The 20,955-nt window shown below is 56.6% G+C and carries 22 protein-coding genes; 14 read left to right on the forward strand and 8 right to left on the reverse strand.

Features of this window, described 5'->3' with window-relative positions; all coding sequences use genetic code 11:
- Nucleotides 1–8 precede the first annotated feature (8 nt).
- Nucleotides 9–668, reverse strand: a complete 660-nt coding sequence (locus tag AAD018_RS07760; RefSeq protein ID WP_367314922.1) for a PAS domain-containing protein — start codon at nucleotides 666–668, stop codon at nucleotides 9–11.
- A 228-nt stretch (nucleotides 669–896) separates the two neighbouring features.
- On the opposite strand from AAD018_RS07760, the gene AAD018_RS07765 reads away from it, so the two are divergent.
- The 4 genes from AAD018_RS07765 to AAD018_RS07780 are packed head-to-tail and all read left to right on the forward strand — an operon-like array spanning nucleotide 897 to nucleotide 4,113.
- Nucleotides 897–1,775, forward strand: coding sequence for a YicC/YloC family endoribonuclease (locus AAD018_RS07765; RefSeq protein ID WP_367314923.1), 879 nt, complete (start codon nucleotides 897–899; stop codon nucleotides 1,773–1,775).
- 3 nt (nucleotides 1,776–1,778) lie between these two features.
- On the forward strand, nucleotides 1,779–2,420 hold the full coding sequence (gene gmk, locus AAD018_RS07770) for a guanylate kinase (RefSeq protein WP_367314924.1): 642 nt from the start codon (nucleotides 1,779–1,781) through the stop codon (nucleotides 2,418–2,420).
- Nucleotides 2,417–2,941: a gamma carbonic anhydrase family protein gene (locus AAD018_RS07775; protein ID WP_367314925.1), complete on the forward strand. Its 525-nt coding sequence runs from the start codon at nucleotides 2,417–2,419 to the stop codon at nucleotides 2,939–2,941. Before gmk ends, AAD018_RS07775 begins: the two co-directional genes overlap by 4 nt.
- Complete coding sequence (locus AAD018_RS07780) at nucleotides 2,938–4,113, forward strand: trans-sulfuration enzyme family protein (protein WP_367314926.1); 1,176 nt, start codon at nucleotides 2,938–2,940, stop codon at nucleotides 4,111–4,113. The genes AAD018_RS07775 and AAD018_RS07780 overlap by 4 nt, the downstream gene beginning before the upstream one ends.
- On the opposite strand, the gene AAD018_RS07785 is transcribed toward AAD018_RS07780, so the two are convergent.
- Entirely contained in the window at nucleotides 4,110–4,508 is a 399-nt protein-coding gene (locus AAD018_RS07785; RefSeq protein WP_367314927.1) for a hypothetical protein, read from the reverse strand. The genes AAD018_RS07780 and AAD018_RS07785 overlap by 4 nt on opposite strands.
- Before the next feature lie 140 nt (nucleotides 4,509–4,648).
- Here AAD018_RS07785 and AAD018_RS07790 point away from each other — a divergent pair, with 140 nt between their 5' ends.
- The 7 genes from AAD018_RS07790 (at nucleotide 4,649) to phoB (ending at nucleotide 11,976) form a co-directional block, all read left to right on the forward strand.
- On the forward strand, nucleotides 4,649–5,686 hold the full coding sequence (locus AAD018_RS07790) for an ATP-binding protein (RefSeq protein WP_367314928.1): 1,038 nt from the start codon (nucleotides 4,649–4,651) through the stop codon (nucleotides 5,684–5,686).
- Nucleotides 5,687–5,811: 125 nt separating this feature from the next.
- Nucleotides 5,812–6,858, forward strand: coding sequence for a substrate-binding domain-containing protein (locus AAD018_RS07795; RefSeq protein WP_367314929.1), 1,047 nt, complete (start codon nucleotides 5,812–5,814; stop codon nucleotides 6,856–6,858).
- A gap of 87 nt (nucleotides 6,859–6,945) precedes the next feature.
- Nucleotides 6,946–8,406: a phosphate ABC transporter permease subunit PstC gene (pstC, locus tag AAD018_RS07800; protein ID WP_367314930.1), complete on the forward strand. Its 1,461-nt coding sequence runs from the start codon at nucleotides 6,946–6,948 to the stop codon at nucleotides 8,404–8,406.
- Nucleotides 8,403–9,737, forward strand: coding sequence for a phosphate ABC transporter permease PstA (gene pstA, locus AAD018_RS07805; protein ID WP_367314931.1), 1,335 nt, complete (start codon nucleotides 8,403–8,405; stop codon nucleotides 9,735–9,737). The genes pstC and pstA overlap by 4 nt, the downstream gene beginning before the upstream one ends.
- A gap of 42 nt (nucleotides 9,738–9,779) precedes the next feature.
- Nucleotides 9,780–10,550: a phosphate ABC transporter ATP-binding protein PstB gene (gene pstB, locus AAD018_RS07810; RefSeq protein WP_412005216.1), complete on the forward strand. Its 771-nt coding sequence runs from the start codon at nucleotides 9,780–9,782 to the stop codon at nucleotides 10,548–10,550.
- 11 nt (nucleotides 10,551–10,561) lie between these two features.
- A complete protein-coding gene (phoU, locus tag AAD018_RS07815; RefSeq protein ID WP_367314932.1) occupies nucleotides 10,562–11,290 on the forward strand; it encodes a phosphate signaling complex protein PhoU in 729 nt (242 codons plus the stop codon).
- Nucleotides 11,287–11,976: a phosphate regulon transcriptional regulator PhoB gene (gene phoB, locus AAD018_RS07820; protein WP_367314933.1), complete on the forward strand. Its 690-nt coding sequence runs from the start codon at nucleotides 11,287–11,289 to the stop codon at nucleotides 11,974–11,976. Before phoU ends, phoB begins: the two co-directional genes overlap by 4 nt.
- An 18-nt stretch (nucleotides 11,977–11,994) precedes the next feature.
- On the opposite strand, the gene AAD018_RS07825 is transcribed toward phoB, so the two are convergent.
- The 5 genes from AAD018_RS07825 to AAD018_RS07845 form a co-directional block, all read right to left on the reverse strand.
- On the reverse strand, nucleotides 11,995–13,329 hold the full coding sequence (locus AAD018_RS07825) for an ArnT family glycosyltransferase (protein ID WP_367314934.1): 1,335 nt from the start codon (nucleotides 13,327–13,329) through the stop codon (nucleotides 11,995–11,997).
- A 55-nt stretch (nucleotides 13,330–13,384) separates the two neighbouring features.
- Complete coding sequence (locus AAD018_RS07830) at nucleotides 13,385–13,696, reverse strand: lipid-A-disaccharide synthase N-terminal domain-containing protein (RefSeq protein ID WP_367314935.1); 312 nt, start codon at nucleotides 13,694–13,696, stop codon at nucleotides 13,385–13,387.
- Nucleotides 13,696–14,475 (reverse strand): glycosyltransferase family 2 protein, encoded by a 780-nt coding sequence (locus AAD018_RS07835; RefSeq protein WP_367314936.1) that lies wholly within the window; start codon nucleotides 14,473–14,475, stop codon nucleotides 13,696–13,698. Before AAD018_RS07835 ends, AAD018_RS07830 begins: the two co-directional genes overlap by 1 nt.
- Nucleotides 14,476–14,540: 65 nt before the next feature.
- Entirely contained in the window at nucleotides 14,541–15,692 is a 1,152-nt protein-coding gene (locus AAD018_RS07840; protein WP_367314937.1) for an acetate/propionate family kinase, read from the reverse strand.
- Nucleotides 15,689–17,068 (reverse strand): bifunctional enoyl-CoA hydratase/phosphate acetyltransferase, encoded by a 1,380-nt coding sequence (locus tag AAD018_RS07845; RefSeq protein ID WP_367314938.1) that lies wholly within the window; start codon nucleotides 17,066–17,068, stop codon nucleotides 15,689–15,691. The genes AAD018_RS07840 and AAD018_RS07845 overlap by 4 nt, the downstream gene beginning before the upstream one ends.
- 190 nt (nucleotides 17,069–17,258) lie before the next feature.
- Here AAD018_RS07845 and AAD018_RS07850 point away from each other — a divergent pair, with 190 nt between their 5' ends.
- The 3 genes from AAD018_RS07850 to AAD018_RS07860 all read left to right on the forward strand — a co-directional run bounded on the left by AAD018_RS07850 (nucleotide 17,259) and on the right by AAD018_RS07860 (nucleotide 20,003).
- Entirely contained in the window at nucleotides 17,259–18,680 is a 1,422-nt protein-coding gene (locus tag AAD018_RS07850; RefSeq protein WP_367314939.1) for an HTTM domain-containing protein, read from the forward strand.
- A gap of 115 nt (nucleotides 18,681–18,795) precedes the next feature.
- The gene (gene aroQ, locus AAD018_RS07855) at nucleotides 18,796–19,236 is read left to right on the forward strand and encodes a type II 3-dehydroquinate dehydratase (RefSeq protein ID WP_367314940.1); all 441 of its coding nucleotides are present in this window, start codon (nucleotides 18,796–18,798) and stop codon (nucleotides 19,234–19,236) included.
- On the forward strand, nucleotides 19,233–20,003 hold the full coding sequence (locus tag AAD018_RS07860) for a helix-turn-helix transcriptional regulator (protein ID WP_367314941.1): 771 nt from the start codon (nucleotides 19,233–19,235) through the stop codon (nucleotides 20,001–20,003). Before aroQ ends, AAD018_RS07860 begins: the two co-directional genes overlap by 4 nt.
- A gap of 403 nt (nucleotides 20,004–20,406) precedes the next feature.
- On the opposite strand, the gene AAD018_RS07865 is transcribed toward AAD018_RS07860, so the two are convergent.
- Nucleotides 20,407–20,862: an Lrp/AsnC family transcriptional regulator gene (locus tag AAD018_RS07865; protein WP_367314942.1), complete on the reverse strand. Its 456-nt coding sequence runs from the start codon at nucleotides 20,860–20,862 to the stop codon at nucleotides 20,407–20,409.
- Between the last annotated feature and the right edge of the window lie 93 nt (nucleotides 20,863–20,955).

Below are 20,955 nucleotides of genomic sequence, written 5' to 3' on the forward strand. Positions count from 1 at the left end.
TTCTGAACTCAGACCAATCTCAACTTCGGCGTGTCGGTTTCCGACTGAGACGCCGAAGGTGTGAATTCCGAACGATCCTCCGCAAAGCCGCGGTGCTCGATTGAGATATACCGACCGTCTTCAATTAGATCACATGTCACTTTACCACTGCTCAACCTAAGACGATGAGGGGCTTGCGGGACGGCCTGACATGGCTCAAGCCCGCCTAAAATCCGATCCGCAGTCCCATTCTCGCCCTGAAGCGGAAGCAATAGCATCTTCATCGATACGGAGCGGCCGCGTCGTAGAGGAACTGCCTTGATCGGAAGAACTGCCTTTGACGGGCCGCGCAACACATCCTCGAAATAGGCGGAAATCGGACTTCTGGAGCTCGTATCGAAAAGGCTCGTGAGAGGCATGCCTCTGACTTCCATTCCAATAATGGACCAGACTTTCTGCCCGGCAACGCGAAACCGGCCGACCCCGGGGGCGATCCGCTCCAGAATGAACGAGGATTCAAGAGCCCCACCTAATTCCCGCGGATCGATGTCACTCCGCTGTGGAAGGTGGCTTCCGGTGCGAAGACTGCTCCAGTATTCCTCGATCTGATTGAGAACCGGCAATGAGTCTGGATCGCGATAACGCTCGAGGTCCACGACATTTGTCGCGGAGGATTTAGCATGGTTCATGATATCGTCCCTTACCGTCGAAACACTTTGTACGAGGCCCGACCCCCGATGTTCGACATGCCGAAGGTGCGTCCCAAATCCTTACTCAAGCGTTAATATGTCCCGGTTTGTCTAAAATTTCTCCTGTTTTTGCATCAAGTGGTTAATCGGAGCAGACTTGCGGTCCTCCCGATTTTGCCGATACCTCAATGACACCAACGGGGAGTCTTTCGTTCAGTGATCCATTCTATGACGGCCTATGCGACGCACCGAGATGAGACATCGCATCTCGAATGGTCTTGGGAGTTGCGAGGCGTCAACGCGAAAGGGCTCGATCTGCGGTTACGCTTTCCGGACGGTCTGGAGGTTCTCGATCCCGCCGCGCGAAAATACGTCGCGTCTCGGCTTCATCGCGGATCGATCTCGCTTTCATTGAAAGTCTCGCGCCTTGTCAATGTTGAGCCGACACGGCTGAACGACCCCGCATTGGACGTGCTTATTTCGCACGCATCCGATGTATCTAAGCGACTGGAGAAGGCCGGGCTGCCTGTCGCACCCATCGACCCCGTTGAGTTACTATCACGACGAGGCGTCCTCGTCGTGGACGACCAGGAAAGCGCCATCGAAGCTGATACTGATGCTATCCTAAGCAGCCTGTCACCTCTTCTGGATAGCTTTCTCGAGATGCGGGCTCGTGAGGGTGCAGCCCTTAAAGGGGTGATCGCAGATCAAGCAGAACAGATGAAAGCCTACATTCTTGAGGCGAGGCGAATTGCCGATGACAGTCGAGACACCAGCCGACAGATCCTACAGGATGCCCTGCAAAGGGTGATGAGCGCGAGCGATGTCGTCGACCCTGATCGACTGGCTCAGGAAGCTGCACTTCTGGCCATCAAAGGGGATATTACCGAGGAGCTTGATCGCCTGGATGCCCACGTGAAGGCTGTCGAAGATTTGCTTGAAATGTCCGGTCCTGTCGGTCGAAAGCTCGATTTCCTGATGCAGGAATTCAACCGCGAAGCCAACACGCTTTGCTCGAAGTCGAACAGGACCTCGCTGACGCAAGTCGGCCTTGATCTCAAGGCAGCTATCGAGCAGATGCGTGAGCAAATCCAGAATGTGGAATAGAGAATGGCTAGACGCGGACTTCTGATCGTTTTGTCATCGCCGTCCGGGGCAGGAAAATCGACGCTCACCAAACGTCTGCGGGAATGGGACCCTTCCCTGACCTTCTCGATCTCCGCGACCACTCGTAATCCGCGCCCTCGGGAAATGGATGGGCGGGACTACCATTTCATCGATGATACCGCCTTTCGCAAGCTTGTGAGCGACGGTCAGATGCTTGAACATGCGCATGTCTTCGGCAACTTTTATGGATCCCCGAAGGCGCCCGTTGAAGAGGCAATCAACAACGGTCGAGACGTCATTTTCGACATTGACTGGCAGGGCGCTCAACAGATTGCGAACTCAGCGCTGAACCAGCATGTTCTGTCCATCTTCGTGCTACCGCCATCAATTGAAGAGCTGCGGCGACGACTGATCGCTCGGGGACAGGACAGCGCGGACGTTATCGCCAAACGGATGCAGAAAAGCTGGGACGAGATAAGCCATTGGGACGGCTACGATTACGTTCTCATAAACGACGATCTGGATCTGACGCAGCAGAAGTTGGAGACGATCGTCAGTGCCGAACGGCTAAGACGAAGCCAGCAACCGGATCTTCTCGCTCATGTTCGAGATCTCCAGTCCCAGTTCGAGGAGGAGTCGGCTTGACCGTTTACGCCCTAGGAGACAAGCGTCCCCAGATTGTGGAAGACGTCTGGATTGCACCGGATGCCAATGTCATCGGGGATGTCCAACTTGAGAAGGACGTCTCGGTCTGGTTCGGGTCGACCTTGCGGGGGGATAACGAACTGATCCACGTTGGAGCAGGCACAAATATTCAGGAAAACTGCGTTCTTCACACGGATATGGGCTTTCCCATCGAGATCGGTCCGGGATGTACCATCGGGCACAAGGCGATGTTGCACGGGTGCGTGATCGGGCCGAACAGCCTCGTCGGCATGGGCGCGACGATCCTGAATGGTGCCCGGATCGGTCAGAATTGCCTCATCGGCGCTGGTGCGTTGATTACGGAGGGAAAGGAAATCGCGGATGGCTCGCTTGTTCTGGGCGCACCTGGAAAGATCATTCGCTCTCTCGACGATCAAGCTATTCAGGCGCTCAAAGCCTCGGCTCTTCACTATCAGGAACGAATGCGTTTGTTCCGGCAGAAACTCGAGGTCATCGAATGAGGAAAAAGCAGTCTATTGTCCGCCGAACGCCTGTTCCTCATTCGAGTTCAGTCCCTCTGGTGACGCCGCTCATGCCATCGGTCGTCTACCGGAGCGCCTCTCCGGATGCGATTGACGCGCAGTACGACGGAACGGCCCCGGGATACGTATATGCCAGAGAGGGGCATCCCAATGCCGACGTCTTGGCGCACAAGATTGATATGCTGGAAGGAGCCGAAGGCGGTCTGATTTTTGGATCCGGCATGGCTGCTATCACGGGTGCCCTCCTAGGTTGCGTGAAGGCTGGCGACCATGTGCTAGGCGGCAATCAACTATACGGACGCTGCTTGAGGATGATGGCGCAGGAACTGCCAGCGCTCGGGATTGAAACCGGTCTTGCCGATCCGACCGATGCTCAGGCGATGAGGGCGGCGGTAAAACCCAATACCAAAGCAATCCTCATCGAAGTGGTCTCGAACCCGACATTAAGAATTGCAGATATCTCTGGGATCTCGCAACTTGCAAAAGACATCGGCGCACTGCTGATCGTCGACAATACGTTCACAACGCCGCGAAGCTTCAGGCCTTTCGAGTATGGCGCGGATGTGGTCGTCCATTCTGTGACAAAGCTGCTGGCGGGGCATTCGGATGTGACGCTCGGCTACGTCGCCGCGAAGGATCCCGAACGGCTGGAGGCAATCGAAGGCATCTGGGCCACGTTTGGGCTGACGCCGAGCCCTTTTGATTGCTGGCTTGCAGAGCGCGGTCTTCACTCTTTCGAATTGCGCTTCGATCGCGCTCAGGAGAATGCGGCGCGGCTCGCCGATGCATTGGCAGGACATCGCCATGTCACGAAAGTTCTCTATCCGGGTCGGCCTGATCATCCTGACTTCGACAGAGCTGAGAAGCTGCTGAAGGGGCAGGGGGGAAATATGGTAAGTTTCATCATCGATGGAGGCAGGACTCAGGCCAACGCACTGACCAAAGCCGCGCCGAACATCGCCTTTGCCCCAACCCTCGGCGATATCGGAACCACGCTGTCCCATCCGCCAAGCTCCTCTCACCGCGCCCTTAGCGAAAGCGAGCGAGCCGCTCTTGGAATTTCGGAGGGGTTCTTTCGGGTCTCGGTCGGAATCGAAGATCCCGACCTCCTGATCGAAGAACTGTCGGCAGCGATCGATGCAAGCGTTTAGGCTTGTTCTCTGACCCGGAGATCGTCGTTGAGAACGAGGATGTCGAAATCAATGCCGGGAACCTGCTGGCGAACCTCGGTGACAATTATGTCGACTGACGGAACATCGTCGCAAAGAGCGCGGTAGCGACCTGTGAACTCAAACATCTCAAGCTTTGTCGCAACATCGATCACATCAAAGCCGGGGCCAAGCAGTCCAGATAGCACAATATCTGGCTGCTTTTCCTCAAGGCACGCCTCGTCTAGCGCTTGGAAACCCACGAAATGAATTCCAGACGCCTCAGGAAGTCGCCGGCCATCACGGCGCCACCTGTTCATGTCCCCAATGACGAGCATGACGGGGGGATCTTGAGTGTCGGACACGTCGCGCAAACTCCAGTTAAACAGCGGTTTCATCTTTCTGCTTGAACCCCGCGGCTACGATATGGCGTAAGCGGGGCAATACAAATAGCTGAAACATGCCCCTCACCTATAGAGAGGCGAGCTGTACAATCTGATGCGACGCCACGACGCATCGCGACAGGACTGTGTTCTCGATGGATACATTGATGGGCTTTGCGGAGGCTATTCCCCTCCCTGTCGTTATCATCGGTGATGATGAGCGGATCGTAGTCGCTAACGATCCCGCGATGAAGCTTCTTGGTTCGGTCGAAATCGGACGACATTACATCACCGCGTTGCGCCAACCGGCACTTCTCGATGCCATTGAACAGACTTTCAAGGACCGCAAACCCACGGCTTCGCGCTATCTTGGTGGTGAGGCCGGGCGGGATACCACATGGGCCGTTTCTGTCGCGCCGACCTCCGCGAAGGATCGACTCTCGATCGTGCTGACCTTCGAAGATGTGACGGCGATGGAGACCGCCGGGCAAATGCGCCGCGATTTCGTGGCGAATGTCAGTCATGAATTGCGAACTCCACTCACAGCTCTCCTCGGCTTTATCGAGACGCTCGGAGGGGCCGCAAAGGACGATCCTCAAGCTCAGAGAAAATTCCTGGGTATAATGGAGAAGGAAGCGAGCCGTATGTCGCGGCTGGTCGAGGATCTTTTGTCCTTAAGCCGGGTGGAGCAGGACGAACGTCTCCGGCCAACCGAAACTGTCGACTTGTGCTCAGTTGTCAGATCGTCCGCTGCAGCTCTTGAGCCGGTCGCTCGCGCACGGGATAGCACCATCAACATGTTGCTGCCTGACGAGCAGATGATGATACCCGGAGACACGGATCAACTAAGACAGGTTTTCACAAATCTGATCGAGAACGCCGTCAAATACGGGAAGGATTGCGGACACGTAACGGTACGACTTTCGGTGTCAGATGAGGAATCGGTCCTATTGGGGCCGGGCGTCCGGGTCGATGTGATTGACGATGGCGAGGGGATCCCGTCGTTTCACATTCCCCGTCTGACAGAGCGCTTCTACCGTGCCGACAGCCATCGCTCCCGTGCACTTGGCGGAACGGGGCTTGGATTGGCTATCGTCAAGCATATCGTGAACAGACACAGGGGCCGACTTCGCATCAAGAGTGAGAAAGGCAAGGGCAGTCAGTTCTCTATTATCCTGCCAGTAACACCTTGAGGATCAAGAGCGACCGCCTGTCATAAAACTCTTACAATACTGTCACAAAAGAGAATCTGCGCAGACCTATTCCACGATCTGACGGCTAACTGCCTAGCCGCAATCTGACACAACAGGAGTTCTTCATGTCCTTCACGAAGCTTACCGTTTCGTCGCTGGCGATTGTTGCGTGTGCCACTATGGCCTCTGCTCAATCGCGCGAGAATGTCCAGATCGCTGGATCCTCGACTGTGCTACCTTACGCCTCGATCGTCGCCGAGGCATTTGGCGAGAACTTCGACTTCCCCACTCCGGTCGTTGAATCAGGTGGCTCCTCCGCGGGTCTCAAGCGCTTCTGTGAAGGTGTCGGTGAAAACACGATCGATATCGCGAACGCGTCCCGGCCGATCCGCGAAGGCGAGATTGAGGTATGCGCCGCATCGGGCGTGACCGACATCATCGAAGTTCGCATCGGCTATGACGGTATCGTCTTTGCCAGCCAAACCGATGGTCCCGCCTTCACCGAATTCCAGCCCGCGCAGTGGTATCGGGCGATGGCCGCCGAGATCCCTCAGGACGGCGCGATGGTTGCGAACCCGAACGCGAACTGGAGCCAGATCGACGACAGTTTGCCCGATGCGGAAATCATCGCCTTCATTCCGGGAACCAAGCACGGCACACGCGAAGTCTTCGAAGAGCAGGTGATCCTGCAGGGCTGCGAAGACAGCGGCGCGATGGAACAGATCATGGAGATCAATGGCGGCGACGAAGATGCAACCGAAGAAGCTTGCATGGCAGTCCGCTCTGACGGCGTCGCCGTCGATATTGATGGCGACTATACTGAGACACTCGCTCGGATCGACAGCAACCCGAACGGCGTCGGCGTGTTCGGTCTCGCATTCTACGAGAACAACACCGACAAGCTGAAAGTCGCGACCATGGGCGGCGTCGAGCCGACGACTGAAACCATTGCTGCCGGCGACTATCCGGTGTCTCGCCCGCTCTACTTCTATATCAAAAAGGCCCATATCGGCGTGATCCCCGGCCTGAAGGAATTCGCGGCCTTCTTCGTATCGGACGAGATTGCAGGACCGTCCGGACCTCTTGCTCAATATGGGCTGGTCGCTGATCCGGAACTAGCCGAGACCCAAGGCAAGATCGACAGCGAGACGACAATGTCGGAATCGATGTAAGACTTAACTGGGCGGACGCGTCTGACGCATCCGCCCAGCTCCAAACGACGATGACGACGCAGATTTGACCGGATCCGAGGCGCCTTGATGTCCACACCGACCCTTGTTCTGGTCCTTCTCGCCATCGGGATCGCTGGCTTCTTCGTCGTTCGGCGCAGGGCGCTTCTGTCGGCCGATGGCGATGCGAGAAACCTACACTCCCTTCCATTCTACTACGGCTCCAACGCGTTCATCTTCGCGTGCATCCCAGCCTTCCTATTGATGATCGTTTGGCTTGTTCTACAGCCAATCCTCATCAATACCGCTGTCTCGCGCTCCATTTCCGACGATGCCATTTCGGCGGGTTCATCGCGTACATTGATGATGAGCGATATCAGGCGGGTTGCCGATGGACTGACAACGGCGGTCGACGAAGGTCAGATGACCGAAGAGACAGCTCGCGATATGCGGGTCGAGCTTACAAACGTCCGCGACCTGTTGGGAGAAGTCGGCGTCGCTCTTGGTTCAAACGTGACAGAGACCACCTTGACCGCCGCTCAGCAGTATCGGTTGCTTGATGCGCGGTACAACTTGATCATGACGTTGGTCGTTCTGACCCTCGCAGCTAGCGGTTTGACATTTGCCTATCTACGGACCGACAGAGATTTCAGAGCGCGAAATACAGTTGAGACAACGGTCAGGGGGATCCTGATCTTTGCGTCGACCATTGCGATCCTGACGACAGTCGGCATCATCCTCTCCTTGCTGTTCGAGACGATCAACTTTTTCCGGCAATATAGCTGGACAGATTTCTTTTTCTCAGCGACGTGGTCGCCCAACTTTCGCGGCAACTCCGATCTTGGGATCCTCCCCCTGTTGTGGGGCACTCTTTACATCTCTTTCATCGCTTTGCTCGTCGCGGTTCCAGTCGGGCTCTTTGCTGCGATCTATCTGTCGGAATACGCAGGGCCACGACTTAGATCGATCGCAAAGCCGGCGATTGAGATCCTCGCGGGTATTCCCACAATCGTATATGGCCTCTTTGCGCTCGTGACTGTCGGCCCGTTTCTCCGCGACTACTTTGCGCAGCCAACCGGTTTCGGCGACAGCGCTTCCTCTGTGCTGACGGCCGGTTTGGTGATGGGGATCATGCTCATTCCATTCGTATCCTCCTTGTCGGACGATATCATCAACGCCGTCCCGCAATCCTTGCGCGATGGATCTTTGGGGTTGGGTGCGACCCAATCCGAAACGATCCGGCAGGTGATCATACCGGCTGCCCTGCCTGGTATCGTCGGGGCGATCCTTCTTGCCGCGTCCCGGGCAATCGGCGAGACGATGATTGTGGTTCTCGGGGCGGGCGCGGCTGCAAGGCTCTCGCTCAATCCGTTCGAAGCGATGACCACCGTGACGGTCAAGATCGTCAGCCAGCTGACAGGGGACACCGATTTCGCCTCGCCTGAGACGCTGGTTGCATTCGCGCTTGGCCTGACGCTCTTCGTAATGACGCTTGGCCTGAACGTCATCGCTCTCGTGATCGTGCGCAAATACCGGGAGCAGTATGAATGACCGACACCGCATCATCGGCGCCCGAGAGCAGGGGATCACTGCTCACCGAAGACAAGCGAACAAAGCGCCGGAACGCCGCCGAGGCCCGCTTTAAGGCCTATGGTCTTGGCGCCATAGGCATAGCATTCGCGGCTCTTGTACTTCTTCTGACATCCATCCTGCTGAATGGCCTCTCGTCCTTTCAGCAGGCGTTTATCACGATCGATGTCCCCTTATCTGCAGAGGCGCTAGATAAGGACGGAGATGGGCAACTGGACTCGATCACGACGTTCACTGTCAAACCCATACTCGAGCAGGCCCTCCTCGCAGAGGTCGACGCGTTGAACCTCCGCCCGGTGGATATGCCTGATGCGGATATCGGTCGGATGATATCGGGCGAGGCTCCTGCGACCTTTCTCGATTTCGTCAGAAGCAATCAGGATCTCATCGGCGAGAGTGTGACGTTCAATCTTCTCGCAAACGGTCGGATCGATGGATTTCTGAAGGACCGCGTCTCGATGGAAAGTGCGACACGTGATTCAAACGTGACGCCGGATCAGCTCATTCTCACAAATCTGCTCGTCGAAAACGACGTCATCGAAAAGCGGTTCAACTGGGACTTCCTCACCAACCCGGACGCCTCGGAAAACCGGCCCGAAGCGGCCGGGCTTGGTGTTGCGATCATCGGGTCGCTTTACATGATGATCGTCGTGCTGGTGTTGGCACTACCAATCGGCGTCGCTGCCTCGATCTATCTCGAGGAGTTCGCGCCCAAGAACAGGTTCACCGACATCATCGAGGTGAATATCGCCAACCTCGCCGCCGTTCCGTCCATTGTCTACGGTATCCTGGGGCTTGCCATTTTCATCAACTTCGCTGGTCTGCCGCAATCCTCTCCTTTGGTCGGCGGTTTGGTCCTCACACTGATGACGCTCCCAACGATCATCATTGCAACTCGTGCTGCACTAAAGTCGGTCCCACCTTCGATCAGGGACGCTGCCCTAGGCGTGGGCGCTTCGAAGATGCAGACCGTATTCCATCATGTCCTGCCGCTTGCGGCGCCTGGTATCCTGACAGGGACGATCATAGGTCTTGCGCAGGCGTTGGGCGAAACAGCGCCGCTTTTGCTGATCGGTATGGTTGCCTTCGTGCGCGAATATCCTGACTTGGGGCTGGAAGGCTTTACTGACCCGGCAACCGCGCTCCCGGTTCAGGTCTACAACTTCACCCAGCGCGCGGATCCAGCGTTTGTCGAACGCGCTTCAGGAGCAATCATAACGCTCCTTGTCTTTCTCGTCTTCATGAACGCCGTGGCGATCTTCCTCCGCCGCCGCTTTGAACGCCGCTGGTAGGAGGATTATCCCTTGGAAGACATGCATGTTATGACCAGTGCCATGAGCACGCAAAACGACACCAAGATCTCTGCCCGCAATGTGCAGGTCTACTATGCCGACAACCACGCCATCAAAGATGTCGACGTCGATATTCAAGACAAGACCGTGACCGCATTTATCGGGCCATCGGGCTGCGGCAAGTCTACTTTTCTTAGATGTATCAACCGGATGAATGACACAATTGATATTGCGCGGTTCGAGGGCGACATCCGGATCGATGGTGAGGATATCTACGACAAGAAGGTCGATCCCGTCCAACTCCGTGCCAAAGTCGGGATGGTCTTTCAGAAACCGAACCCCTTTCCAAAATCGATCTACGACAACGTTGCCTACGGACCGAAGATCCACGGTCTGGCCAAGAACAAGGCAGATCTTGATGACATCGTTGAAAAGGCGCTGCGCCGTGGCGCAATCTGGGACGAGGTCAAAGACCGCCTGGATGCGCCCGGTACAGGTCTATCAGGAGGCCAGCAGCAGCGGCTTTGCATTGCCCGCGCCGTCGCGACAGAGCCAGAGATTCTCCTGATGGACGAGCCCTGTTCGGCTCTCGATCCGATCGCCACCGCGCAGGTCGAGGAACTGATCGATGAGCTGCGCCAGAATTACTCGTTGGTGATCGTAACGCACTCGATGCAGCAGGCCGCCCGCGTCAGTCAGAAAACGGCCTTCTTCCATCTTGGTTATCTCGTCGAATATGACGATACGGATACGATTTTCAACAGACCCAAAGACAATCGCACGGAGAGCTACATCTCCGGCAAAATCGGTTGAGGACGCAGGTCATGTCAAACTCAGATACCGGCCAGCATATCGCAAGCGCCTTCGATCGGGATCTCGAACAGATCTTGGCTCTGATCATGAAGATGGGCGGCCTTGTCGAGGTTGCCATTCTCGATGGAGCCCGGTCTTTGGAAACGCGAGACGTTGAATTGGCGGAAGAGGTCCGCAAGAACGACAAACGGATCGACGCGCTCGAAGAGCAGATCAACGAGATCGCAGCCACGACAATCGCCAAAAGAGCGCCGGTCGCAACCGATCTGCGGATGATCCTCTCGGTTCTGAAAATCAACGGCAATCTCGAGCGGGTAGGGGACTACGCGAAGAACATGGCCAAAAGGACCTCGGTCCTGGCCGAGATGCCGCGTATGGACGGATCGGAGGCTGGCCTCCGCCGCATGGCGAAAGAAGTTCAGGGGATGCTCAAGGATGCTCTGGACGCATTCGTTCGAAGAGATGCGAGCTTGGCGGAAGATGTTCGTGCACGCGATCTGGACGTGGATCAGATGTACAACGCTCTGTTCCGCGAGTTCCTGACCTTCATGATGGAGGATCCGCGCAACATCACTCCCTGCATGCACCTCCATTTCATTGCAAAGAACGTGGAGCGGATGGGCGATCACGTCACCAACATTTGCGAACAGGTCATCTATCTCGTGACCGGCGAACTCCCAGAGGACGCGAGACCGAAGGACGACCAAACTCCCTTCGCTACCGAGGCTGAAGTGCCATGAGCGGTCCGCAGCCTCAGGTTCTGGTTGTCGAAGACGAACCGGCACAGCGCGAGGTTCTCGCCTATAATCTCGAGGCCGAAGGCTTTGCCGTTCGCAAGGCGGAGGACGGAGAGGAAGCTTTGCTTCTGATCGAGGAAGAGAACCCGGATGTCATTGTCCTCGACTGGATGCTGCCGAATGTCTCCGGCATCGAGATCTGCCGCCGGATGAAACAAAGGCCCGAGACCCGGTCGATCCCAATCATTATGTTATCGGCACGGTCCGAAGAGGTGGACAAAGTCCGCGGTCTCGAGACGGGTGCGGATGACTACGTGGTCAAACCATACTCCGTGGTCGAACTCATGGCACGCGTACGCACCCAGATGCGCCGCGTCAGACCGGCGACGGTAGGGCAAATACTCGAATTCGAGGATATCACCCTGGATGCCGAAACCCACCGCGTAAGCCGGGGCTCCGAACAGATCAAATTGGGCCCGACGGAGTTTCGCCTTCTGGCAACCCTCATGGAAAAGCCGGGCCGGGTCTGGTCACGAGACCTTTTGCTCGACCGCGTTTGGGGAAAGGATATCTATGTCGATACCAGAACCGTCGATGTCCATGTTGGCCGATTGAGAAAAGCCCTGATGCAAAACGGCAGATCAGATCCTCTCCGAACGGTTCGCGGCGCGGGATACGCGCTCGGTTAAAGCCTGAAAGAGTTCAGGTCACTCGCACAAGAATGCGAGAACGCTATCGCCTGCATAGGCGCCATCCTCGGGCGACAAATCCGCAAGCTGAGAGCCGCAACCGGGATCTCTCTTCCCGATCCGAATATGAGCTCCAAGCTCGGCTGGGGCCGCGTAGTTCTGTTCGTAGAAATGATCAGGGCGGCCGCCATCGTCATATGAATAGATATCGATAGTCTGATCCCGACCGGTATAGAAAAGATCCGCCAAAATATCGCGATTGGATGCGACAACCGCTTCGACACCCTCTTGGTCTGCCAAATCCAATATGCTGCGGCTCAATTCGTCCCGGCCCATATACCGTGCCATAAGGCTTGGACGGTCCCCAAACGCCAAGGCATCGGGAAAGACGGGCGCCAGCGCGATGAAGCTCGCCAACAACGCATTTAAAGCGACGGACAGACCAAGCAAAGCCGGGGCGCGGTCCAAAAGCCACATCACAACCAGGGCCGTTCCCGCCAGATAGGCAACGAACGCCCAGTTGCCGTAGGCTTCGGCCAGCAGGGCCTGAGCGCAAACGACAAGAAGAACGGGAAGGGACAGCCAGACCAGCCACCCGGAACGCCATCCTTTCTCTGTCAAAGCCGCGCCAATCAGCGCGATGAAAAGAATCGGCCCAAAGGCAATCAGCTGTCCGCCGAGAAAGAGGAGAAGGCCACCGACATCGATAGAAAGAGGATCGCTTTTCCGTACCCAGCTCACGTTATCGAGCGTGTGTTCGACCGTCGTGAGATCATTGGCAAAATTCCACCAGATGTTCGGACCTAGAAAAAGAACCGACGCCCCCAGAACGATCGACATATTCGCCCATCCGGGCCGGGCCGCTTTGACAAAGACAGCTGCAAGACAGATCCCGAGCAGGCCGTAGAAGCCTGCATATTTCCCCATCATTGCAAGACCAAAAAGCATCCCTGCGACAAAGGCCCATCCGGCACCGCCATCTCGTAGGACCCGGAAATAGGCCAGAAACGCTCCGACGAGGAACGGCGCCATCACAGTATCCGTCGATATCAGAACGGAGCCAACAGCAACGATAGGTAAGGTCAGGTAGGTAGCAACGGCCCAGATGGCGACTGTTCTGTCGGCAAGACGCGCACAAAGCGCCCCGATCAGGAACGCCGTCAGACCATGAAGGAGCGGGGCAGGGACCCTCACCCAGAATGGCGCATCGCTTCCCGCAAGCTCCGTGGCGGCACGAATAACCCAGGCAATCATCGGCGGCTTGGAATAGTATCCAAAGTCAAGATTCTGACCCCAGAACCAATACTGGGCCTCATCGACAAACAGGTCAGCTTCCGCAAACCAGAGCGTCACGATTCGAGCTCCGGTCACCAGCAAAATTAAAAGAAGGGCCGGTCCGACCCAGCCCTTATCCCGCGACATCTCTTTTCCGCTCGGATCGGATCAGCCATAGATTTCTGAGATAGATGATAAGCCCCATGGATTGTCCGAGGATGAAGACCGGATCCTGCCTGTAGACTGCATAGCAAAAGAGGACGATCCCGCCGCTGATCGAGAAATACCAAAAGGCAATCGGCATCACGGATTTTCCGACCCGCTCCGATGCGATCCATTGAACGATAAAGCGGGACATGAAGAGAAGCTGCCCCGACAGGCCGAACATGACCCACCAGAATTCGACGGCACTATCCACATCCAAAAAATCATAAAGAGCCTGCATCAGCGCGCCTGCATCTCATGGGCAGTCAAGACCTCATCGGCTTCGGCAAGTTTACGGCGGCGCAAGAGCCACATGACCCCGAATAGATCAACGATGCCAACTAAACCTCTTTGAAGGTTGGAATATTTTGAACTTCCGGCCAGTCGTGCCTGATGGCTCACGTCGACAAGACGGATCTCCCAGCCAGCCGCTTGGAAGAGAGCCGGGAGGTAGCGATGCATGTGATTGAAATACGGAAGCGACAGGAAAGCATCCCGCCGGAACGCCTTCAAACCGCAACCGGTGTCTCGCGTGCTGTCTTTGAGAAGACGCGAGCGTAGACCATTCGCAAATCGGGATGCCAACCGTTTCGAAAGCGTGTCTTGCCTCGCAACGCGTTGGCCAGCGACAAGCCCAAGCTGCTTGGATCTACCCGCCGCCAATAGCGGCGCGCAGACGCTCAGGACGTCCTCCGGAGGATTTTGTCCATCTCCGTCCAAGGTGCAGACGATAGGCGCTTTGGCGTGGAGGGTTCCGTTATGGACGGCTGCACTCTGCCCTGCATTTTCTCGATTCTTGAGTAGCCGGATCCGGGGATCAGATTCGCGCTCCTGCAGGACAAGATCGACCGTATCGTCATTAGAGCCATCGTCGACGATCAGGATCTCAAAGCTGAACGCTTCACCGGCCGTTGTTCGCAATCCATCGATCAACTGCGGAACCGCACCTGCTTCGTTAAGGGCAGGAATAACAAAGGATACGGCGGGCGTTTCAATACGTTGATGGGGAGTTGAGGTCATGCGCTTATGGGCCATGGAGACATGGGCCGCTATACCCCCAAGCGACAGGCGCACGCAAGCCGCGCTCAGAGCAGATTGAATGTCGCTTGAGCGATCACACGCTCTTCATCCGTGGCAATACGCAGGACCCTCACCCGACCGGTCCCGATATCGGTCTCGTGTTTCGCGTTTCTGCTCTGATCGATATCGATACCAAGCCAGGATAACCCGTCGCAAACCCGCGCTCTGACAAGAGCAGAGTTCTCTCCGATGCCGCCTGTAAAGATAAGACCATCGAGGCCGCCTAAATCGACCATCAGAGATCCGATTTCTCTTTGAATACGGTGACAGAAGTAATCGATGGCTTTGTCAGACAAGGGATCCTTTGACCTCTCGAGCGTCCGCATATCGCCGCTTGATCCTGAAAGCCCCTTAAGGCCGCTTTCCTTGTAGAGAAGTTCTGAAATCTCCTCGCCCGACATACATTTCTCGTCCATGAGGTAGAGGAGGACGCCGGGATCAATCTGCCCGCTCCTCGTACCCATGGGAAGGCCCTCAAGCGCCGAAAATCCCATGGTTGATCCGACACTGCGGCCGTCCTTTAGCGCGCACATCGACGCTCCATTGCCAAGATGCGCAATAATGGCCCGCCCTGAAGCGATGTCCGGGGCTATTTTCTGCAACGCGCTCGAAATGAAGTCGTAGCTCAATCCATGAAACCCATACCGCCGAACACCTTCGTCGTAGTACTCACGGGGCAGGGCATAGGTATCGTTAACCCAGGGTTGAGTGCGATGAAAGGCCGTGTCGAAGCATCCAACCTGCAGCGCGTCAGGAAAAGCTTCGATTGATGCGTGGATCGTCGCGAGATTATGCGGCTGGTGTAGCGGAGCGAGGGGCACGAGATCCTCAAGCTCTGCAAGGACATCTGACGTCAGCTCGACGGGCGCCGAAAAATGCGCCCCTCCATGGACGACGCGGTGCCCGATTGCCGAGATTCTGCCTCGCTCCAGAACAGACGACAGAACATCGAGGATGGCATGCAAGGCCGCAGAGTGATCGGCCTGGCCCAGATGCGTCGTCTCGGTATCGCCAGCCTGACGCAGTTCAAGCTCGGCCTCAGCTCCGAGCGAGTGAACCTGACCGTCCAGAACCTCCTCTATGTCCGGCATTGCCGTATAGACAGCAAATTTAAGCGAGGACGATCCTGCATTCAGAACGAGAATAAGATCAGTCATCTGCCAAGGGACGCGTTATAAAGCGCGGCCACCGCGCAGGAGGCCAGGCGTGCGTCATCGTCATCGGATCTGCTGTTCAGAATGACCGGCACCGAGGCTCCCATCACAAGACCCGCCGCTTCCGCATGTGCGACATAGGTCAGTTCCTTGGCCAGCATGTTGCCCGCTTCCATGTTCGGCACCACTAGGATCTCGGCCCGTCCTGCCACTAATCCCTTGATCCCTTTCGTTTTCGCGGCCTCTAGACTGACCGCGTTGTCCATCGCAAGCGGTCCGTCGACAATGCCGCCGACGATCTGTCCTCGCTCCGCCATCTTTGACAGAACGGCTGCATCGAGCGTCGATGGTATCGCCGGATTGACGATTTCGACAGCAGAGAGAATACCAACCTTTGGAACCTCGTTCCCAAGGGATCGAGCCAAATCGATCGCATTCTGAACGATATCCACCTTCGTTTTCAGATCCGGCATGATATTGATCGCCGCATCGGTCACCATCAGAAGATGATCGATCCCCGGAACGTCCATTACAAAGACATGGCTCAGCCGTCTGCCCGTTCTTAGGCCTGTCTCCTTGTTCACGATCGCACGCAGCAGCTCATCGGTATGCAGATGGCCTTTCATAAGCGCGCGAGCGCGTCCCTCGTGAACCAGTTGGGTTGCGCGTCTGGCAGCCTTCTTGTGATCGCTTTCGTCGATGATTTCGAACCGGGAGATATCCTCGCCCAGCTCCTTGGCCGCAGCCGCGATTTTTTCGGCCGACCCGATCAGGATCGGATCGATCAAGGTGTGGCGCGCGCCCAGGATCGCACCTCCAAGTGACTTTGCACCTTCAGGCGCGACGACGGCGGTCGGGATCGGGGGTAGGGGCTCTGCCTGTTCAAGCAGCCGATCGAAATGCACATGCCGCTGGACAAGCAGGCCCGGCACTTCATGCGGCGCATAGCTCATTGCGCGTTCAGGAGCGGTCACCTCAGCTTCACCCTCGCAAATGCGCGTTCCGTCGGCCCGGTCGACCCAAGTCTCGAACCGCGCCATGCGGTCCGGCCCTTTCTCCACGCAGCGAACGCATGCGATCAGCTCATCCCCGGCCTCTGCTCTGTCGAGAAAGCGCAGGTTCTGCGCCCGGTAAAGCGTGCCTGGCCCCGGAAGCTGATTGCCAAGCACCGACGAGATCAGCGCACCGATCCATAAGGACGGCGCGACAGCTTCGGGCACCCCGTCGCCGTCGCCATCCTCTTTTGGCAGGTGCATCGGATTGAGATTGCCGCTGGCATGCGCAAAGACGTAAAGATCATCAGCAACGCAAAGGCGGCGGACCTGCGCCTCCATCCCGAGCGTCAGTTCATCCCAAGGCACGTTCTTTACGAGTGTCATCTGGCGATCTTTCCCAAAGCTTTCGGCGATTTGTCCGAGGAACCTTCGCGTGATGCAAGTCCTCGCCTGAGATTAATCCTCCGACACCTGGCGCGCCCATCCCAGAGGCCGCTTGCGATGCTTCGCAGTTTGGGAAATGAAAGAGGCAATCGGGACGGAAAAATCCAATACGAAAGATCGAGGAGCGCACATGGCCTCTCAATCCACAAGATTAGAGCGTTTGCGCGCCTATCTCGAAACACCCATCAGCATCCAGTCACTGGTGGTTGTCCGGATCGCATTCGGTCTGATCCTGGCATGGGATTGGTGGCGCTACGTCAACTACGAGCGGATCGAGCGTTACTACGTTATCACCGAGTTCACCTTTCCGTTCGTTCCCTTCGCTCAGCCTCTTCCGGAGCCGTGGATCCATATCCTGTGGGGCGGGGTAGGGCTCTTCGGAGTGATGGTCGCCGCGGGTTTGTTCTACCGTGTCTCGATTGTCCTTCTGACAGTGATATTTGCCTATTTCTTCCTGCTCGACCGGGCTCAATACCTCAATCACAACTATATGGTGATCCTCTACGGGATCCTCTTGGCATTCATGCCTGCCAACCGCGCCTTTTCGATCGATGCCTGGTTGTTCCCCCGCGTTAAAAGCACCCTCATCCCCAGATGGCCGCTCACCGTTCTGAAGACGCAGACCGAGATCATCCTGATCTATGCTGGCATCGTCAAGATCACCGATGACTGGCTGCGGGGAGAACCTTTACGTCTGTGGCTAAGCGACCGTGGTGACGATGTTTTTTTTGGATTTCTATTCCAATACGAGTGGGCTTTCATCGTGGCGTCCTGGGGAACGGTGGCGCTTCACATCATCGGTGCGCCATTGCTTCTCTGGAAGCGAACGCGCCTCGCAATCTTCTTGGTCTACGCCTTCTTTCACTGGTCAAACGCGCAGCTCTTCAATATTGGGATTTTCCCTTGGATTACCTTGGCTTTGACGACGATCTTCTTCGCACCCGACTGGCCGGAGCAGCTCTGGCGGCGCGTGACTGGAAAATCCCGCGACGGCGAGGGCCAAGTCACCTCGATACCGAGCGAAGAACGTACCGGCTTCCGGCTGAGTACAATCGGTCTCATGGCTCTAACGCTTTGGTTTGCCGTTCAGATCTATGTTCCTCAGCGTCAGATCTTCTTCAATAATCTCGTCGGATGGACAGGCGATGGACACAGATTTTCATGGCGTATGCGGATCTATGCACGCGTCAGCGAAGGCACATTCAGGATCGTTGCGCCATCTGGTGAAGAGTGGATCGCAGATCCCTACAAACTCATGAGCCGAAGGCAGGCCAGAAATGTCCTCGCAAGGCCGGATATCACGTATATGTTCGCTCAGCAGCTTGAGGAGATCTGGGCTGAGGGTGGCCACGGCGATGTTGCTGTCTATGCTGATGTTCAGGTGTCACTGAACGGTCGTCCCATGCAGCAATTCACAGACCCAACAGTCGATCTGACATCTGTGCCGTGGGATTGGGCCAGCCCAACATCATGGATCTACGCAATGGAACACCGCGCCGCGGATGGGACAGTGCCAGACTGGTTTCCTCCGCTGCCTCTTCAGCGACCCTAGCTTACTTAACATAATAATGATTATGGGATAAAGCCTAAGCCGATCAACCCTGCCGATCTAGCCTCGACATCCCTACCATAGTGCCGATAACCCTTTGCCGAGCAAGGATGTTGTTATGCCCGATCTTCTTCTTCTGAATGGTCCGAACCTGAATCGCCTCGGTCATCGCGAGCCTGATGTCTATGGCTCTCGGACCCTCGCCGAGATCGAAGCTGCTTGCCGCGATCATGCGAAGTCGCGCGGGACGGATTTTGACTGCGTTCAGTCGAACCACGAAGGCGTTCTGATCGACACTCTTCACCAGGCCGAAGGACGCTATAAAGGCATCGCTTTCAATGCCGGAGCCCTTACTCATACATCCGTGGCCCTGCGCGATGCGATCGGGTCGATAAACGTGCCGGTTGTTGAGGTTCACCTCTCGAACATCCACGCCAGAGAGCCGTTTCGCCATCAATCTATGATTGCACCTGTCACAATTGGACAGATTGCAGGCTTCGGAGAGCTCTCGTATATTCTGGCTATAGATGCGCTTTTATCTTTTGTTGAGAAATCATGAGCTTAAGAGAATATCTCCGCGACGCCACCAACGCTCAAACCGTTGAAACCCTTTGGGATATTCACTGCGACAGGATGGCAGAGTACGGATTTGACCGGCTGATCTACGGCTATACTCGCTACCGCACGAGCACCTCTTTGGGTGATCCGCAGGATATGGTGCTACTGACCAACCACAGCACCGACTACATGACCACTTTCATCGACGAAGGCCATTATTTTCATGGGCCTATGGTGCAATGGGCGCTGGAGAACGAAGGCGCGTGCAGCTGGCGCTGGATGGACGAGATGGTCCGCACGGGCAATCTGACGGCCAGCGAGCGCCGCGTAATCGATTACAACCATAAGATGGGCGTTCGGACCGGATATACGATCAGTTTCAAGTCGGTTGTCGAGCGGTCAAAGGGCGGGATTGCCCTGACTGGCCAGGAGGGTCTGTCGCAAGAGGAGATCGATCAGACCTGGACCGAGCACGGCAAGGACATCGTTATCATGAATAACGTTATGCATTTGAAATTGCTCACACTTCCCTATGTCGGCTCCCGCCCCCTCACCCGCCGCCAGCGCGAGGTTTTGCAGTGGGTCGGCGATGGAAAGACGACGCAAGACATCGCCCTTCTGCTCGGATTGACGGCGGCGACTGTGGAGAAACACCTGAGATTGGCGCGGGATGCTTTGGATGTGGAGACGACGGCGCAGGCGGTGCTGAAGGCGGCGTTTCAGAACCAGATGTTCGTTCTGGACCCGGTGGACGGAATTGCGAGGTAAGGTTTCCCTCACTTTCGTGACGCCACGTTAAATGCGACTTTGCCCATGTTCCGCGAGTGGTGGCCTAAGGCCTGGAACATTGGGCTGAACCCCTGCAATTTCAGGGCTCTACGGCTCTAGTCGGGTGACCGGCGGTCGGATCGGTGGCGGTATTTTTCCCGCTGGCCGACCGGCTGGATTTGATCGGATGTCCCTCCCCGGATGTGTCCGATTTTCAAGGGCGGTGCCGGTTCTTCCCGGGCCGGTACCGTCCGCCCTCCCCCATGGTTAATGACGGCGAACTGCGACAAATCGGCATGTCGGTATCCGGTCGGTATTGCGTCGGTATCCTGTCGGTGGATTTGCGTTGCGCCCCTGGTTAACGCGGAGCACGACAGAACCGCGATGCAACGCTTTTTTGCGATCAGAGAATCTCGTCCTTCACGGCTTGCATCGCCACATGGGTCGACGTGCTTCCGACATGCGGCAACGACGAGATGCGTTCGCCGAGGACGGTGCGGTAAGCGCGGATATCCCGGGTGCGGACCTTGAGCAGATAATCGAAGGCGCCAGCAATCAGATGGCAGGTCTCGATCTCGGGAATCTTGCGGACGGCGGCGTTGAAGGCAGCAAGCGCGTTCTCTCCGGTCTTGTCGAGTTTGACCTCCACGAAGGCGACGTGATCACGGCCCAGCTTTGATGGATCGAGGATAGCGCGGAAACCGAGGATGTAGCCCTCCTCGCGCAGGCGTCTTAGACGGGTCTGGGTCGGGGTCTTCGTCAGGCCCGCCTCGGCGGCGAGTGCGGCGATGGACATCCGGCCGTCGTGGGCGAGCGCGTCGATGATGCGCTGGTCGATCGGGTCGATTGGAGCGTTCATGGGCGGTCTCCGGTCCGTTTGATCCGATCTCCTGCTGATATTCAGGCGAAATGGCAAGCCGGACGCCGCAAGTTGGACGCCTTGCCCTGCCTT

It is taken from the genome of Aestuariibius insulae, from assembly GCF_040783535.2.
GTDB classification, from domain to species: domain Bacteria; phylum Pseudomonadota; class Alphaproteobacteria; order Rhodobacterales; family Rhodobacteraceae; genus Aestuariibius; species Aestuariibius insulae.

Excerpts from the sequence above, each read along its gene's own strand:
- AAD018_RS07780 (WP_367314926.1), top strand. The coding sequence starts at position 2,938 with ATGAGGAAAAAGCAGTCTATTGTCCGCCGAACGCCTGTTCCTCATTCG.
- phoB (WP_367314933.1), top strand. The coding sequence starts at position 11,287 with ATGAGCGGTCCGCAGCCTCAGGTTCTGGTTGTCGAAGACGAACCGGCA.
- pstC (WP_367314930.1), top strand. The coding sequence starts at position 6,946 with ATGTCCACACCGACCCTTGTTCTGGTCCTTCTCGCCATCGGGATCGCT.
- AAD018_RS07835 (WP_367314936.1), bottom strand. The coding sequence starts at position 14,475 with ATGACCTCAACTCCCCATCAACGTATTGAAACGCCCGCCGTATCCTTT.
- AAD018_RS07850 (WP_367314939.1), top strand. The coding sequence starts at position 17,259 with ATGGCCTCTCAATCCACAAGATTAGAGCGTTTGCGCGCCTATCTCGAA.
- pstA (WP_367314931.1), top strand. The coding sequence starts at position 8,403 with ATGACCGACACCGCATCATCGGCGCCCGAGAGCAGGGGATCACTGCTC.
- AAD018_RS07865 (WP_367314942.1), bottom strand. The coding sequence starts at position 20,862 with ATGAACGCTCCAATCGACCCGATCGACCAGCGCATCATCGACGCGCTC.
- AAD018_RS07765 (WP_367314923.1), top strand. The coding sequence starts at position 897 with ATGACGGCCTATGCGACGCACCGAGATGAGACATCGCATCTCGAATGG.
- AAD018_RS07840 (WP_367314937.1), bottom strand. The coding sequence starts at position 15,692 with ATGACTGATCTTATTCTCGTTCTGAATGCAGGATCGTCCTCGCTTAAA.
- aroQ (WP_367314940.1), top strand. The coding sequence starts at position 18,796 with ATGCCCGATCTTCTTCTTCTGAATGGTCCGAACCTGAATCGCCTCGGT.
- AAD018_RS07845 (WP_367314938.1), bottom strand. The coding sequence starts at position 17,068 with ATGACACTCGTAAAGAACGTGCCTTGGGATGAACTGACGCTCGGGATG.
- AAD018_RS07830 (WP_367314935.1), bottom strand. The coding sequence starts at position 13,696 with ATGCAGGCTCTTTATGATTTTTTGGATGTGGATAGTGCCGTCGAATTC.
- AAD018_RS07785 (WP_367314927.1), bottom strand. The coding sequence starts at position 4,508 with ATGAAACCGCTGTTTAACTGGAGTTTGCGCGACGTGTCCGACACTCAA.
- pstB (WP_412005216.1), top strand. The coding sequence starts at position 9,780 with ATGAGCACGCAAAACGACACCAAGATCTCTGCCCGCAATGTGCAGGTC.
- phoU (WP_367314932.1), top strand. The coding sequence starts at position 10,562 with ATGTCAAACTCAGATACCGGCCAGCATATCGCAAGCGCCTTCGATCGG.
- AAD018_RS07760 (WP_367314922.1), bottom strand. The coding sequence starts at position 668 with ATGAACCATGCTAAATCCTCCGCGACAAATGTCGTGGACCTCGAGCGT.
- AAD018_RS07795 (WP_367314929.1), top strand. The coding sequence starts at position 5,812 with ATGTCCTTCACGAAGCTTACCGTTTCGTCGCTGGCGATTGTTGCGTGT.
- AAD018_RS07860 (WP_367314941.1), top strand. The coding sequence starts at position 19,233 with ATGAGCTTAAGAGAATATCTCCGCGACGCCACCAACGCTCAAACCGTT.
- gmk (WP_367314924.1), top strand. The coding sequence starts at position 1,779 with ATGGCTAGACGCGGACTTCTGATCGTTTTGTCATCGCCGTCCGGGGCA.
- AAD018_RS07790 (WP_367314928.1), top strand. The coding sequence starts at position 4,649 with ATGGATACATTGATGGGCTTTGCGGAGGCTATTCCCCTCCCTGTCGTT.